This is a genomic window from Nesterenkonia sandarakina (assembly GCF_003003175.1).
Lineage (GTDB): Bacteria > Actinomycetota > Actinomycetes > Actinomycetales > Micrococcaceae > Nesterenkonia > Nesterenkonia sandarakina_A.
Genome location: NZ_PVTY01000002.1, coordinates 185,051 through 199,922, shown reverse-complemented (window position 1 = coordinate 199,922; position 14,872 = coordinate 185,051). Strand labels below are relative to the sequence as shown.

The following is a 14,872-nucleotide window of genomic DNA, read 5'->3' as shown; positions in this document are numbered from 1 at the left end:
TCTATCCTGGACGTCGAACCCGCACCTCAACGTCACATCGCCGGTGTCATTCGATGGTGCCGAGCACCTGGCCGGCCTGCAGCGCCGCTCCGGGGGCCAGGTCCTCGCGGCGGAAGCGTCCACCTCGCGGTGCCGTCACGGTGGACTCCATCTTCATGGCCTCCACGACCGCGACCGGGTCCCCGGCGGAGACCTCGACGCCGTCCTCGACGGCGAAGTTGACCAGGCTGCCGGCCAGCTTCGTGACCACGGCCCCGGGTGCGGTCTCCGCAGGCGCGCTGTCGGCGTCGTCCTCCGGTGTTCCGGCACCGCTGCCGCTGCCGAGCAGGGCCAGAAGGGCGGCGGGCAGCCCCAGACTCACCGCGCGACCGTCGATCTCCACGGTGGTGCGGCGCATGCGGTGCTCACGGTGGCGCAGCGCGGCGGCGAGGTGCTCGGAGTCGACCATGGATTCGCCATAGGCGGCCTCGAACTCGGTCTCGATCCAGCGCGTGTGGACGCCGAAGCTGTCCGGGCCGTCGACGGCGAGGAAGTCCTCTGCTTCGAGCACCTGGCGATGGAAGGGCAGCACGGTGGGCAGGCCTTCGATGCGCATCTCGTCCAGCGCCATGCGGGCTCGGCGCAGCGTGGTGTTGCGGTCGGGTCCGGTGACCACGAGCTTGGCGAGCATCGAATCGAAGGCGCCGGAGATCTCGTCGCCGCTGCGCACCCCGGTGTCCACCCGGATGCCGGGTCCGGTGGGCGGAGCGAAGAGCGTGACCGGGCCTGGAGTGGGCAGGAAGCCCTGGGCCGGCTCCTCGGCGTTGAGCCGGAACTCCACCGAGTGGCCGCGTGGCTGCGGATCTTCGGTGAAGCGCAGCGGCTCACCCTCGGCGATGCGCAGCTGTTCGGCCACCAGGTCGACCCCGGAGGTCTCCTCGGTGACCGGGTGTTCCACCTGCAGCCGGGTGTTGACCTCCAGGAAGCTCAACAGACCGGGCTGCTCGCCCTGGCCTGGGCTGAGCAGGTACTCCACGGTGCCGGCGCCGACGTATCCGGCCTCGGCGCAGATCGCCCGGGCGGAACGGTGGATGTCGGCGCGCTGGTCCTCGCTGAGGAACGGTGCCGGCGCCTCCTCCACGAGCTTCTGGTTGCGCCGCTGCAGCGAGCAGTCTCGGGTGCCGACGACGACGACGTTGCCCTGCGTGTCCGCGAGCACCTGGGCCTCCACGTGTCGGGGCCGGTCCAGGAACCGCTCCACGAAGCATTCCCCGCGGCCGAAGGCTGATTCGGCCTCGCGCACGGCCGAGGCGAAGGCCTCGTCGATCTCAGACTCCTCACGCACGATGCGCATGCCGCGCCCGCCGCCGCCGTGGGCGGCCTTGATCGCCACCGGCAGTCCGTGCTCGGCCACGAACGCCCGGATCTCTTCGCCGCCGGCGACCGGGCCGTCGGTGCCCGGGACCAGCGGGGCGCCGACCTTGACCGCGAGCGCACGGGCGGTGACCTTGTTCCCGAGCGTCTCGATGGTCTCGGGCTTGGGACCGATCCAGGTGAGACCGGCCGCGATCACGGCACGGGCGAAGTCGGCGTTCTCGGAGAGGAAGCCGTAGCCGGGGTGGATCGCATCGGCGTCGACCTCACGGGCCGCATCGAGGAGCTTCTGCTGGTCCAGGTAGGTCTGCGCCGGGGTGGTGCCCTGCAGCGCAACGGCGGTGTCGGCCAGCTGCACGTGGAGCGAGTCGGCATCTTGGTCGGCGTAGACCGCGGCGGCGGTGTAGCCGGATTCGCGGGCGCTGCGGATGATGCGGACGGCGATCTCGCCACGGTTGGCGATGAGGATGCGCTTCATGATGAGGTCTTCTCTTCTGCGTCAGGGGTCGCGATGGTCACTGGAGCGGGTCTGGTCCCGGTCAACGGGGCGGTCGAGTCGTTCGGGTGCGGCAGCGGCAGCGGCAGCGGGGTCAGCGTGTCGGGGTCCACCGGGACCAGCGTGATCTGGTCTGCGGGGGCGAGCTGGGCCGCGAGCGGGAGGTCCTCGTCGATGACGACGCCGATCACGGGGTATCCCCCGGTGACCGGGTGGTCGTTGAGGAAGAGCACCGGAGTGCCGGCGGGGGGCATCTGCAGCGAACCGCGCACCACGCCCTCGCTGGGCAGCTCACCCTCCTTGAGCCGGCGCAGCGGGCGCGGGGCCTCGGCGGCGCCAGTCCCGGTGCGGGTCCTGGTGGTGGTGGGCGCCGGGGCCTTGGGGACCTCGAGCCGGATCCCGATCCGGTTCGAGGACTGCGACACCTCCCAGGGCTGGTCGGCCAGTCGGGCCGCCTCCTCGGCGCTGAACCAGTCCGCGCGCGGCCCGTAGGTGAAGCGCAGCGCGGTCGGGGTCTCGGTACTCGAGGCCTCACCACCGGACGTCCCGACACCGGGCGTCTCAGCGCCGAACGAGTCGGGCGGCGGCTGCACGGCGCCGGGGGCGGCACCGGCAGGGCGCAGCAGGTCTCCGGCCTGGAGCGGTGCGGGGCCCAGTCCGGACATGGTGTCGGCGGAGACGCTGCCGAGCACCGGGGTCGCGGCGATGCCTCCGCGCAGACCGATCACGCTGCGCATCCCGCGCGTGGGGGCTCCGAGGGTCAGGGTCTCCCCCGCCACCAGAGCGAAGGGGGTGCCCAGCGGTGCGCTGCGGCGGGACCCGTCGGGTGCGGTGACGTCCAGCGGTGTCTGCGCGCCGGCGACCGCGAGGACCATGGTGCTCTCGGCCCGGAGGGCGAGTCCCCCGTGCAGCGCTTCGAGCACCGCGGCCTGCGGTCCATTGCCGAGGAGTCGGTTCACCTGGCGGGCGGCGGCCTCGTCGGCGACTCCGGCGCGGGAGACCCCCAGATCGCTGAGTCCGCTGCGGCCGAGGTCCTGGATCAGGGTCTGCAGCCCGGGATCGAGCACGGTGAGCGCGGCGTCGTCGTCCTGGTGGGGGTCCTCCGGGTGCGGGGTCTGGTGCTGGCGAGCGTCGGGCTCAGCGGTGGATGCGGTGGTCACCGACCGGGCGGGCACGGGCTTGTACCGCACCGAGTCTCCCGGACGGACCAGTGCCGGGGACTCGCCATCGGCCTCGCGCGAGAGCTCCCACATGGTGGCCGGGGTGTGCCCGATCAGCTGCCAGCCGCCCGGCGAGACCCGCGGGTACACCGCCGAGAACTCCCCGGCCAGGGCGACGGCGCCGGCGGGCACGGCGGTGCGCGGGCTGCTGCGGCGCGGCACGTCCAGCGGACCGGTGGCGCCATCCGGGCCGGCCTCCCCCGGCGCGGGACTGGGCACGCAATAGGTGAATCCGGGGGCGAACCCGCCGAAGGCGCCGGTCCAGGACGCTGCGCTGTGCCAGTTGATCAGCGCCTCGACGCTCATGCCCAGGTGCGCGGCCAGCTCGTCGAGGTCCTCGCCGTCGTAGATGACCTCCAGCTCCACGTGGCGGGAGTCTGCTGCGGAGAACTCCCCCAGCTCAAGGCCGGGCAGGAGGGTGCGGGCCTGGCGCAGGGCCGCCCGTGCGGTGAAGCGCAGCAGGATCGTCCGTGCCGCGGCCACCGCCTCGACCTGGCCGGGCAGGGGGTCGCGGCGCAGCTGCTGATGGCAGGCCAGCACCTGATCGAGGGTCTCGAACTCCAGCAGGAGCGCACGGGGACCGGCCTCTCGGATGGCGCTGATCATGCGAAGCTGCGGATCTCGACTCCGGCGCCCTCCAGGGCGGTGCGCACCGCCTGCGCCATCGCCACCGCGCCGGCGGTGTCGCCGTGGGTGCAGATGGATTCGGCCTGGGTCTCGATTCGGGTGCCGTCGCGGGCGATCAGCACCGACTCTTCGGCCAGGCGCAGCATGTTCTCCACGATCTGCTCGGTGTCATGGAGCACCGCGTCGGGCTCCCGCCGCGAGACCAGGGTGCCGTCGGGGTTGTAGCTGCGATCGGCGAAGGCCTCGGAGATCCCGCGCAGACCGGCTTCGGCGGCGTAGTCCAGGGCGATCGAGCCGGGCAGCAGCAGCACCGGCAGGTCGCGGCCGGTGCTCTCGCCGTAGGCCGCGATGGTGTCGATGACCGCATGGGCGTGCCCGGTGTGAGAGATCATCGAGTGGTAGAGGGCGCCGTGCGGCTTCACGTAGCGGATCTGGGAGCCGACCGCGCCGGCGATGCCCTCCAGCGCGCCGAGCTGATAGAGCACGTCGGCGGCGAGCTCATCGGGGGAACATTCCAGATGCCGACGACCGAATCCGGCGAGGTCGCGGTAGCCGATGTGGGCACCGATGACGACGTCGTTGGTCACAGCCTCGGTGGCGGTGGCGCGGATGGTCAGCGGATCTCCGGCGTGGAAGCCGCAGGCGATGTTCGCGCTGGAGACGGTGCGCAGGATGGCGGCATCGTCACCGATGGTCCAGTTGCCGAAGGACTCTCCGACATCGCTGTTCAGGTCGATCTGTGCCACGTGATCCTCCTTGTACCGGTGTTGCCCACGTCTCAGTGTGAGCTGAGTCAAGGATGCCTGACTCCGCGGGATTGTTCAACAATCCGAGCGAAATTGGCGTTCCCCGAGTTCCGGCAGCGTCGAGTTCAGTCCTGACGCGAGTGGCGCTCCAGGAACTCGTAGACCTCGGTGGTGTCGACTCCGGGGAACGCACCCTGCGGCATGGCGGCGAGCAGGTGGCTGTTCGCACGCGCGGCCGGCCAGGCCTGACCCTCCCAGCGGGCGGCGAGCGCCGCCGGGGGCTGCCGGCAGCAGGTCGGATCATCGGGACAGCGGGAGGAGGACCGTGAGGTGGTGTCGGAGCCGCGGAACCATTTCACATGCTCGAACGGCACCCCGATCGAGAGCGAGTACAGCCCCGAGGAGTGCGCCTCGGTCCGTGCGGTGCACCAGAAGGTGCCGACCGTGGTGTCGGTGTACTGGTAGAAGGACCGGAACTTGTCGTCGACCTCGAAGACCTGCCGCGAGGTCCACTGCCGGCAGATCGTCTGACCCTCGATGGCCCCGGAATGGTCCGCCGGGAAGTTCACCCCGTCGTTCTCGTAGGCCTTGTGCAGGATCCCTGACTCGTGGACCTTCTGGAAGTGACACGTGATGCCCAGGTGCTCGGTGGCGAGATTGGTGAACCGGTGGGCGGCTGACTCGTAGGAGACCGCGAAGGCGTCGCGCAGGTCCTCTATGGCGATTTCCTTGCGCGCCTTGGACTCCTTCAGGAAGCGCACCGTGGTGGCCTGCGGCATCAGCAGGCTTGCGGCGAAGTAGTTGGTGTAGACCCGCTGGCGCAGGAACTCGGAGTAGTCCTCCGGCTCGGTGTGGCCGAGCACCTGGTGTCCGAGCGCCTGGAGCAGCACCGAGCGGGCGTCCCACTGCCGGGAGGTTCCCTGGGTCAGGTAGATGATCCGGTTCTTCTGATCCGTCACCGAACGGGTGGATTCAGGCAGGTTCTTCACGAAGCGCAGCGAGAATCCGAGGTGCGCGGCGATGTCAGCGGCCACGTGGTGAGACAGCGGCCCCTCGCGGTGATCCACGGCGTCGAGCAGCTCCTGGGCGGCCGCTTCGATCTCGGGGTAGTAGTTGTTCTTGGCGCGCATCTCCTCGCGCAGCTCGGTGTTGGCCCGCCGCGCCTCCTCAGGAGTCGCGGCCTGCTCCTCGAGTCGACGGCGCAGCTCTCGCTGCAGCGACACCAGCGACTCCAACACATCCATCGGCAGCCGATTGCTGATCCGGACGGCGGGAAGATTCAGCGCCGCGTAGAGCGGCCCGCGCTGGGCCTTCTCGAGCTCGATCTCCAGGGCCGCCCGCTTCGAGGGCGGCTCCGCGCCGAAGAGGTCATCGAAGCTGACCTCCAGAGCCTTGGCCAGCTGCTGAAGCTGGGAGAGCTTGGGCTCGCGGCGGCCGTTCTCCAGCAGCGAGAGCTGGCTGGGCGCGGTCCCCAGCGCCTCCGCGAGCGCATCCAGCGTCATGCCCGCCTGTTTGCGCAGGTGTCGCACGCGTCGACCGAGCGCAATCAGGTCGAAGCCCTCGTCCTGAGCGTCGACCGAGGCGCGCTCGATGGAGCGAAGGTTCCCCGAGCTGACCGAGGACCGGGTGGATGTCGCCGCGGACCTCGCTGTCCGCTGTGGCTGAGCGCTGCTCATGCGCTCGAGTCTACCCAGTGAGCTGACACACAGTTCTCCTTCGATCACAACAGGACTCCCCACCCCCGACGCTCACGACCTGCGGACCGATACGGTCGGTCCAGGTCGAGACGTCAGGGACGGGGAGCCCCTTCTCTGGGTCGTTGACGACGGGTCCGCTCAGCGGGCCCGCTTCTGCAGCAGCACGGCGCCGCCGGCGTCGTCCTGCTCCGCGCTGAAGGTGATCGCCCGGATGGTGCCTGCCGGAAGACCGACCAGCTCTTCTGCCCGGATGAACATCTCCTGCCAGATCTCCAGCTCGTCCTCGCTCTCGATGCCGAGCAGCGAGATGAACGGAGCCCTGCCTTCAGAGACCAGACGGCGTGCCCGGCGCTGGATATGCAGCGCGAAGTCAACCAGTCCTGCCGAAAGCGCCTCCCCCTTGGAGAAGATCCGGTCCTCGGACCGGGTCAGCCGCCGGGGCGAGGCGAAGGCCGACGGTGGTTCCACCAGGTACCGCTCAACCAGCGCCTTCCAGGAGGCCTCTGCCTCCTCCACGCTTTCGCGCCGCCCCACCGGGCTGGGCGCGAAGTTCCGCTGTGGCTGCAGCTCCGGCTCCTCGAGCTCGGCGATGCGGCTGCCGAACTCGCGGTGCAGGGTGCTCAGGAAGGTCAGCGCATCCGCGGTGAACAACTCGTTCTGCCGCGGAGCCCGCGGCGCACTGAGTGTGATGCCGTTGATCGTGATGCCGTTGCTCGAGGTGGCCTCGGCGGCAGCGGTGGCGCTCTGGTTCCGGGGCGTGGTGCTGGAGCGGAGGGATGTGCTGGTCTGGGCGTTCATGGCTGACTCCTTTGTCAATGCCGGTGGATCAGTGGAATTGTCCTGCTTCGGTGGAACCCTTGTAGGCCACCGTCGAGGACTCGGGGTTCAACGTGGTGGAGATGGCGTCGAAGTATCCGGTGCCGACCTCGCGCTGGTGCTTCGTAGCGGTGTAGCCATCGGCTTCTGCGGCGAACTCCTTCTCCTGCAGCTCCACGTAGGCCTTCATCTGGTTCTCCTTGTATCCGCGCGCCAGCTCGAACATCGAGTAGTTCAGCGCATGGAAGCCGGCCAGGGTGATGAACTGGAAGGTGAAGCCCATGGCGCCCAGCTCACGCTGGAACTTCGCGATGGTCTCGTCGTCGAGGTGCTTCTTCCAGTTGAACGAGGGCGAGCAGTTGTAGGCCAGCATCTGGTCCGGGTACTCGGCCTTGACCGCCTCGGCGAACTGCTTGGCGTACTCCAGGTCCGGGGTGCCGGTCTCCATCCAGATCAGATCCGCGTAGGGCGCATAGGCCTTGGCCCGGGCGATGCAGGGCTCGATGCCGTTGCGCACCTTGTAGAAGCCCTCGGCAGTGCGCTCTCCGGTGATGAAGGGCTGATCGCGCTCGTCGACGTCGGAGGTGATCAGGGTGGCCGCCTCGGCATCGGTGCGGGCGATGACCACGCTGGGGGTGTTGTGCACATCGGCGGCCAGGCGGGCCGACTGCAGCGTGCGCACGTGCTGCCCGGTGGGGATCAGCACCTTGCCGCCGAGGTGGCCGCACTTCTTCTCCGAGGCGAGCTGATCCTCCCAGTGCACGCCGGCCGCGCCGGAGGCGATCATGGACTTCATCAGCTCATAGGCGTTCAGCGGTCCGCCGAAGCCGGCCTCGGCGTCGGCGATGATCGGGACCATGTAGTCCTCCACCGTGCGGGTGCCCTCGAGGTAGTCGATCTGGTCGGCGCGGAGCAGCGCATTGTTGATCCGGCGCACCACGGACGGCACCGAGTTGGCCGGGTAGAGCGACTGGTCCGGGTAGGTGTGACCCGAGAGGTTCGCGTCCCCGGCGACCTGCCAGCCGGAGAGGTAGATGGCGCGCAGGCCGGCCTTGACCTGCTGGACCGCCATGTTGCCGGTCAGGGCGCCCAGCGAGTTCGTGTACTTGCCCTCGGCGTGCTCTGCGGTGAGCTGGCTCCACAGCTTCTCGGAGCCGCGCTTGGCCAGCGTGTGTTCTTCCTGCACGTTGCCCTGCAGCTTGATGACCTCAGCTGCGGAGTAGTCGCGGGTGGTGTGCTCCCAGCGGGGGTTGGTGTCCCAGTCCTGCTGCAGCGCGTCGACCTTCTGCTGGAAGACCTCTTTGGTCTCGGGGCTGAGCGTGCCCTCGGGCTGCGAGGTCTGCGATGTCTCGGACTGTGAGGTAAGTGTGTCGGTCATCTGAATCTCCTTTGAATCGTGGACCGTTTTTCGGGGACAACCCCAGTTCACCCGCTGTGAACCCCCTGCACCAGAGTTTTCTCATCAAAGATCTGCGTTTCTTTGCGCAATCGAAGAAACCGCGGAAGATTCGCCCGAAGCAGATCTTCTACACTGTGTAGAAGAGAGAGAACAGCTTGATTCCCGCCGTAGATCACCGATGAGGAGCACCATGACGAACCCCAGCACCCCGACCAATTCCCCGAACTCCCCCCTCTCCGGAAACTCCACGGTCTCCGGAAGCTCCACGAACCCGACGACGACGTCGCCCGCCGCCCCGGCCAGCCCGATGCCGCGGCTGAGCCTGATCGTCGGCGGGCTGCTGGTCGTGGTCGGCATCGTCGGCTACGTGGCCACCGAGTTCGCGAGCATGACCGCGCTGATCCCCTCGGTGGTCGGCGTGCTGCTCCTGATCAGCGGCGGCATCGCGATGAAGAACCGCAAGCTGGGCGTCCACATCGCCCTGGTGGTCACACTTCTGGGCGCGCTGGGCATGATCATGCCGCTGATGAGCCTGCCCGAGCTCTTCGCCGGCGAGTCAGACAACCCGGGAGCCGTGATCTCAGCACTGGTCACCGTGATCGTGCTGGTGGTCTACATCGTCCTGGGCGTGCGCAGCTTCATCGCCGCCCGGCGCTGGAAGAATGCGCGCTGAGCTGGACTGAGCCAGACCACAGCTGAACGGAACTGGGCTGGGCCGACCGACTAGTCGGTGGAACAGCGCAGCGGGCCGGGGACCATCTCAAGGTCTCCGGCCTCTTCCATGTCCTGGGCCGAGAATTCGGACCCCAGGATCAGATCCACGCTGTAGTCGGCGCGATCATCGACGTCGACCATGGTGCCTGGGATGTGCTGCTGCAGGGTGTAGGCCTGCCGCAGACCCCGATCCCCCACGCGGATGATCCCGGCGAAGCCGGTGTCGGCGAAGTAGTCGTTGTCCACCTCTGCCACGCGGAAGCTGCGGTCGCTCAGCTCCTCGGCCACCTCTTGGGCGAGCCCCGGCGCGTTGGTGGTGTTGAACACCGAGATCCGGACGCGCTCCGGCACCACCGGCTGCTGCGTGCTGGAGGGGCACTGCTCGGCGGACGGGATCGATCCGCGGCCGAAGACGCTGAGCGGAATCGTCCCGTTGATCATCAGCCAGCTGGCGCCGCTGATCACTCCGATCACAGTCAGAGTCCCCAGCCAGAGCAGGAGCCGTTGGGGGAGCGTGCTCGCGGGCCGGTGATCCATGGGTTCGATTCTAGGAGCTGACGGGGTCGTGGAGATTCAGCCACCAGACGCGGCGAGCCGGGGCTCACCTATGCGGTGTCGGCGCGCGGCCTCTGCCGTGGCGGGGCACCGCCGGTCAATCCGGTGGCCAGACCGCCGAGGACAGCCATCACCACCCGTGGCCGGGCGACTCCGTGCTCACGCAGCTTGTCCTCGATCGCACCGTCCACCCACAGGGAGAAGCGCATATACCCGTAGACCGAGGCTCCGACGGTCAGCCCGACGCCCCACAAAGCCGCCCTGCGCCCAGGAGTCAGGGGCGGTCTGTGGTGTTCACGTGACTGCTCCGTCGCAAGGAGCTCCGGCTCCACCGGTTCCTGCTCGTGCTCCTGCTGCGCGGGCGACTCTCGGGCAGCGTCGGCCAGCTTCTCCCAGACGCGAGGAGTCACGACCACCGTCGTGGCCGCCGTGGCAGGGACCCACATGATGGCCTGGCGCAGCCACTCCGGGTATCGGCGGACCGGCACCAGGGCGAGGACGCCGCCGGCGGTCCCCTGGACCCAGCGATTTCCGAGCCAGGCAGGAACGCGGGGCGGTGAGGGGGCGGCAGCGGAGGCGGACGGTGAGTCAGCGCTCGGTGAAGAAGTCATGCCCCGAGACTAGGTTCTGGGCGGCGACGGGGCATCCGCCCAGAGGCTGATCCTGGCGGGAAGTCGGGGGCTGATGAAGCGGCCGGAGACGTTAAGAGCCCCACGTGCACCTGCCAGAGCCCACTTACCCTTGCTACCTTCCGGTCCTGGGGGAGTTCAGCAGGATGGCACCGCACGTGGGGCCAGGAGTCATCGTATCTCGGCCTCAGGGTTCAAGGCCAATGGAGCTCATCGCTTGAGCGCGTTGGCCACATCCTGGAGCAGCTGCGGGATGTCATCGCGGTCGGTGATCGCCTCGATGAACACCAGCTTCTCGCGGTTGCTCATGGTGTCCTTGCACGCCGCGAGCAGCTCCGCCTCGGTGGTGACCCGGCGGTAGAGGTAGTCCTCCTCCGCGGCGCCGAAGAGGCGGGGCACCAGCTCCCAGCGCCAGGGGGCGATGTCGTTGTAGACCTCGTCGGGTCCGTGGATCGCACGCTCGACGGTGTAGCCGTCGTTGTTGACCAGCACCACCACCACGGGCAGCTTCTCGCGGATCATCACACCCATCTCTTGGATGGTCAGCTGCGCGGAGCCGTCGCCGATCAGCAGCACCGGCCGGCGGCTGGGATCGGCGAGGCCGGCACCGATGATCGCCGGCAGGGTGTAGCCGATGGAACCCCACATGGGCTGTCCGATGAACGTGGACTTCGCCGGGAACCGGTGGGAGGCCATCCCGAAGTAGCTGGTCCCCTGGTCGGCGGCGACGATGTTCGCCGATTCCAGCTGCGAGGCCAGCACGGACCAGAGGCCGTCCTGGGTCAGCGGACCCTCGGAGGGTTCCCGCGGCGTCTCCGTGGCCGGGGCCGCAGCCGCGGGCATGGGGGCGACGTCGTCGAGCTCGGTGGTGACCCGGTGCAGGACTGTGAGCGCGTCCTGCAGCGAGATGGGGGTGAAGACCTCATCGCCGACGCGGGCACCGAAGCGGGAGACGTCGATCATCCGGGTGGGATCGAGATCCATGGAGAACCCTGCGGTGGTGTTGTCGGTGTACTCCACCCCGAGCGTGATCAGCGCGTCGGCGCCTTCGATGACCTCGCGCACCCGATCCTGAGAGGCGGCTCCGGCGTAGATGCCCACGAAGTTCGGGTCCGACTCGTCGACCAGGGTCTTGCCCCAGGCCAGGGTGGCGAAGGGCAGCTGAGAGTCGGTGAGGAAGGAGGCGAGCTCCTCGGTGGCGCCGAGCCGGTGGACCAGCAGGTCAGCCAGCACGGCGGTGCGACGCCCGGGGAGGAAGCGGCGCACGGCCGCCTCGAAGGCGGCGACGGCGCGCGGGGTAGTCACCGGGAGATCGGTGGTCAGCGGCTCCGAGGGCGGGTACGCGGCGACCTCGGCGACGTCGGCGGCCAGCATCAGGTAGCCGGGACGACGGCGGAAGACGACGTCGCGCAGGACGCGGTCGATCTCCCAGGTCGCGGTGGGGGCGTCGAGATCGGCGTGGGCGCAGGTGACCTCTTCGGCCATGCGCAGGAAGTGCTTGAAGTCGCCGTCGCCCAACGAGTGGTGGATCTTGCGACCCGAGGCCTGGGTCTCCTTCGGCGGGGCGCCGACGATCTGGACCACCGGCACGGACTCGGCGTAGGAGCCGGCGACGGCGTTGATCGCGGAGAGCTCGCCGACTCCGTAGGTGGTCAGGAACGCGCCGATGCCGCGGATGCGGGCATAGCCGTCGGCGCTGTAGCCGGCATTGAGCTCATTGGCGGAGCCGACCCAGCGGATGCTGCGGTGGGCCACGACGTGGTCCAGGAAATGGAGGTTGAAGTCTCCGGGGACGCCGAACAGCTCGGTCAGGCCGAGCTCGGCCAACCGGTCCAGCAGGTAGTCACCGATCGTGTAGTTCTCGTGGGACTCATCCTGGGTGGTTTCGGACTTTTCTACTTCGGGCATGGGTCTCGCCTTCATGGTCGTGGCCGGCTCCAGCGATGCGGGTGGTTCGACTGGGCGGCCAACGGTCTACGGTGCGCCCAGTCTACGTGGGAGCCGTCACAACAGGTCCGGACGGAATAGCGCGAGACGCACAGCCGTTCCTCCACGCGTGACGCCCACGCAGGACCGGCGTCGCCAGCAACACGCAGCAACGCCCAGCAAGACCCAACGGAAGGCAGATCATCATGCGCGCAGTCACCCAACAGACCTTCGGCGAACCCTGGGACGTCCTGGACGTCGAAGAGGTCCCCACCCCGGACCCCGGTCCCGGAGAGGTCCGGGTGCGGACCCTGCTCTCCCCCATCCATAACCACGACCTCTGGACCATCCGCGGGTCCTACGGGTTCAAGCCGGAGCTGCCGGCCCGCACCGGATCCGAAGCAGTCGGCGTCATCGACGCACTCGGCGAGGGCGTGGAGAACCTCACCCTGGGTCAGCGCGTCGCCACCGGCGGCACCTTCGGCGCCTGGGCCGAGTACTTCACCGCTGCAGCCGCGGGCCTGATCCCGGTGGACGAGGACGCCACCGATGAGGTCGCCTCCCAGCTGGTCTCGATGCCCTTCTCCAGCATCGCCCTGCTGGACTGGCTGGATCTGAACGAGGGCGACTGGATCATCCAGAACGCCGCCAACGGCGCCGTGGGCCGGATGCTCGCGCAGCTGGCACCGACCCGGGGCATCAACGTGCTCGGCCTGGTGCGTCGTGACGCGGGCGTCGAGGAGCTCAACGCCCAAGGCATCGAGCGAGTCGTCTCCACCGAGTCGGCCGGCTGGCAGGACCGCGTCGCCGAGATCACCGGCGGTGCGAAGATCGTCGCGGGCATCGACTCCGTGGGCGGGGACGCCAGCAACCAGGTCCTCTCCCAGGTGGGAGAGGACGGCACGCTGGTGATCTTCGGCGCCATGGCCGGAGGCACGATGGCGCTGAACTCCGGTGCGATCATCTTCAAGAACGTCACGATCAAGGGCTTCTGGGGCTCACGGGTGATGAGCGATCTCGCACCGCAGCGACGCGGGGAGCTGTTCACCGAGCTGCTCACCCGGGTCAAGGACGGGACCCTCTCGCTCACCGCCGAGGCGACCTACCCCTTCGATCAGGTGCGCGAGGCGGCGAAGGCGAACTTCGTCGCGGGCCGCACGGGCAAGATCCTGCTGCGCCCATAGCCTGCGGGCCCCGTCCCAGCTGCCGGGCGCTTCAGCTGCCCGGCGGCTGGAACACCCAGGGGTCGGCGGGAAGCGCGGTCGGGTCGAAGGACTCCAGCGCCTGCGCCAGCGGGCCGGCCGGGAGACCGAGCGAGACCAGCAGCAGGTCGCGCAGCGCTGCGGCGTCGATGCCCTGCTCCTGCAGGGCGGCCCGGGTCACGGCGCCGTCTCGCTTCGCCAGACGCTGGCCCTCGGTGTTGAGCACCAGCGGCACGTGGGCGTACTGGACCTCCGCGGCCGCGTGCCAGCCGTAGAGCAGTCCGCGCAGGTAGGCCTGGTTCGGCGTCGACGATGCCAGGTCGTCGCCGCGGACCACCTGGTCCACACCGGTCAGGTGATCGTCGACCACCACTGCCAGGTTGTACGCCGGAGCGCCGTCGTTGCGCTGGATCACGAAGTCATCGACCTCGGTGGTGATCCGGCCCAGCACGATGTCCTCCACGGAGAACTGCTCGGCGGTCCCGGCGGCGGACCGGGGGGCGCGCAGTCGCAGCGCCGCGGGACGTTCCGCGCGGCGGTGTACCCGCTGGTCCTCGCTCAGATCTCGGCAGGTGCCGGGGTAGGTCCCGGTCGGTGCGTGCGGAGCCCGGGCGGCTTCACGGATCTCGCGCCGCGAGCAGAAGCACTCGTAGGCCAGCCCGTCCTGCTGCAGCCGCGCGATCGCGGCCGCATAGATCTCCATCCGTTCGGACTGTCTGATCAGCGGGGCGCCGTCCAGCGCGTCGAAGGTCAGACCCATCGCGTGGAGATCCTCGGACTGCTGGGTCTCGGCGCCCGCCACGGTGCGGTCCAGATCCAGATCTTCGAAACGCAGCAGCAAGTCGCGTCCGCTCGCGCGGGCGAAGAGCCAGGCCAGCATCCCGGTGCGCAGGTTGCCCAGATGCAGCTCTCCGGAGGGGCTCGGCGCATAGCGTCCAGCGGGCATCGTCGACCCCTTTCCTCAGGTCAGATCACGGCAGTGATCCATCCTACGGGGGCCCGATGTGCATTATGCGCTGGTTCTCCGCTAGTATGAAGTCTGCTCTCGAGGGCCGCGCCGATCAGGCAGGCCAGCGAGAAGCAGCCAGGAGGATTCGCCTAGCGGCCTATGGCGCACGCTTGGAACGCGTGTTGGGTTCACGCCCTCGGGGGTTCAAATCCCCCATCCTCCGCCGAAGAAGCCCGTCAGTCTGGAAACAGACTGACGGGCTTCTCTGTGTCTCCACTCGCGGTCGAATCAGCGGCGCGGGCTCAGCGGCCGAAGAGCCGGCTGAAGAACCCTCCCGAGGGTGCAGGCTCGTGTCCTGGGCAGCGCTGCGCCGCGCTGACCCCGCGCATCACCTCATCGACATGCTGGCCGCATCCGGCCCAGGTGGTCTTTCCGCAGGTCGTACAGGTCACGGCTCGGCACATGGTGACTCCTCTGTCAGGGGTGAACGATGCCTCCATAATACCCCAGGGGGTATTTCCGTCGGGTCGGCCGCGTCGTCGT

At 68.9% G+C, this 14,872-nt stretch carries 13 protein-coding genes, 1 tRNA gene and 1 other RNA gene; 3 read left to right on the top strand and 12 right to left on the bottom strand.

Features of this window, described 5'->3' with window-relative positions; genetic code table 11:
• Positions 1-46 precede the first annotated feature (46 nt).
• The 6 genes from BCL67_RS02485 to aceA form a co-directional block, all read right to left on the bottom strand.
• Entirely contained in the window at positions 47-1,831 is a 1,785-nt protein-coding gene (locus BCL67_RS02485) for an acetyl/propionyl/methylcrotonyl-CoA carboxylase subunit alpha (protein WP_106121879.1), read from the bottom strand.
• Positions 1,828-3,675, bottom strand: coding sequence for a 5-oxoprolinase subunit B/C family protein (locus BCL67_RS02480; protein WP_106121878.1), 1,848 nt, complete (start codon positions 3,673-3,675; stop codon positions 1,828-1,830). The genes BCL67_RS02485 and BCL67_RS02480 overlap by 4 nt, the downstream gene beginning before the upstream one ends.
• Positions 3,672-4,442 carry a LamB/YcsF family protein gene (locus tag BCL67_RS02475; RefSeq protein WP_106121877.1) on the bottom strand — a complete coding sequence of 257 codons (771 nt, stop codon included), beginning with the start codon at positions 4,440-4,442 and terminating at the stop codon, positions 3,672-3,674. The genes BCL67_RS02480 and BCL67_RS02475 overlap by 4 nt, the downstream gene beginning before the upstream one ends.
• A gap of 125 nt (positions 4,443-4,567) precedes the next feature.
• Complete coding sequence (locus tag BCL67_RS02470) at positions 4,568-6,118, bottom strand: XRE family transcriptional regulator (RefSeq protein ID WP_106121876.1); 1,551 nt, start codon at positions 6,116-6,118, stop codon at positions 4,568-4,570.
• A 159-nt stretch (positions 6,119-6,277) separates the two neighbouring features.
• Positions 6,278-6,937 (bottom strand): hypothetical protein, encoded by a 660-nt coding sequence (locus BCL67_RS02465; protein ID WP_106121875.1) that lies wholly within the window; start codon positions 6,935-6,937, stop codon positions 6,278-6,280.
• A gap of 28 nt (positions 6,938-6,965) precedes the next feature.
• Positions 6,966-8,333 (bottom strand): isocitrate lyase, encoded by a 1,368-nt coding sequence (gene aceA / locus BCL67_RS02460; RefSeq protein WP_106121874.1) that lies wholly within the window; start codon positions 8,331-8,333, stop codon positions 6,966-6,968.
• 211 nt (positions 8,334-8,544) lie between these two features.
• Here aceA and BCL67_RS02455 point away from each other — a divergent pair, with 211 nt between their 5' ends.
• Entirely contained in the window at positions 8,545-9,027 is a 483-nt protein-coding gene (locus tag BCL67_RS02455) for a hypothetical protein (protein ID WP_258174691.1), read from the top strand.
• Between the two features lie 50 nt (positions 9,028-9,077).
• Here BCL67_RS02455 and BCL67_RS02450 read toward each other — a convergent pair whose 3' ends face one another.
• From BCL67_RS02450 to BCL67_RS02435, 4 genes are all read right to left on the bottom strand, one after another.
• Entirely contained in the window at positions 9,078-9,605 is a 528-nt protein-coding gene (locus tag BCL67_RS02450; RefSeq protein WP_106121873.1) for a LytR C-terminal domain-containing protein, read from the bottom strand.
• A 68-nt stretch (positions 9,606-9,673) separates the two neighbouring features.
• Entirely contained in the window at positions 9,674-10,234 is a 561-nt protein-coding gene (locus tag BCL67_RS02445) for a hypothetical protein (RefSeq protein WP_146131058.1), read from the bottom strand.
• A gap of 90 nt (positions 10,235-10,324) precedes the next feature.
• Positions 10,325-10,421: signal recognition particle sRNA small type (gene ffs / locus BCL67_RS02440), an RNA gene on the bottom strand.
• A gap of 41 nt (positions 10,422-10,462) precedes the next feature.
• Positions 10,463-12,160, bottom strand: a complete 1,698-nt coding sequence (locus BCL67_RS02435) for an alpha-keto acid decarboxylase family protein (protein ID WP_181255858.1) — start codon at positions 12,158-12,160, stop codon at positions 10,463-10,465.
• Positions 12,161-12,384: 224 nt separating this feature from the next.
• Between BCL67_RS02435 and BCL67_RS02430 the strand changes: the two genes are divergently transcribed.
• Entirely contained in the window at positions 12,385-13,362 is a 978-nt protein-coding gene (locus BCL67_RS02430; protein WP_106121870.1) for a zinc-binding dehydrogenase, read from the top strand.
• A gap of 31 nt (positions 13,363-13,393) precedes the next feature.
• Here the strand turns inward: BCL67_RS02430 and gluQRS are convergent, their stop codons facing one another.
• Entirely contained in the window at positions 13,394-14,326 is a 933-nt protein-coding gene (gluQRS, locus tag BCL67_RS02425) for a tRNA glutamyl-Q(34) synthetase GluQRS (RefSeq protein WP_106121869.1), read from the bottom strand.
• 141 nt (positions 14,327-14,467) lie between these two features.
• Between gluQRS and BCL67_RS02420 the strand changes: the two genes are divergently transcribed.
• A tRNA-Ser gene (locus BCL67_RS02420) sits at positions 14,468-14,552 on the top strand.
• Between the two features lie 79 nt (positions 14,553-14,631).
• Here the strand turns inward: BCL67_RS02420 and BCL67_RS15590 are convergent.
• Positions 14,632-14,781, bottom strand: a complete 150-nt coding sequence (locus BCL67_RS15590; RefSeq protein ID WP_219886365.1) for a hypothetical protein — start codon at positions 14,779-14,781, stop codon at positions 14,632-14,634.
• Positions 14,782-14,872 lie beyond the last annotated feature (91 nt).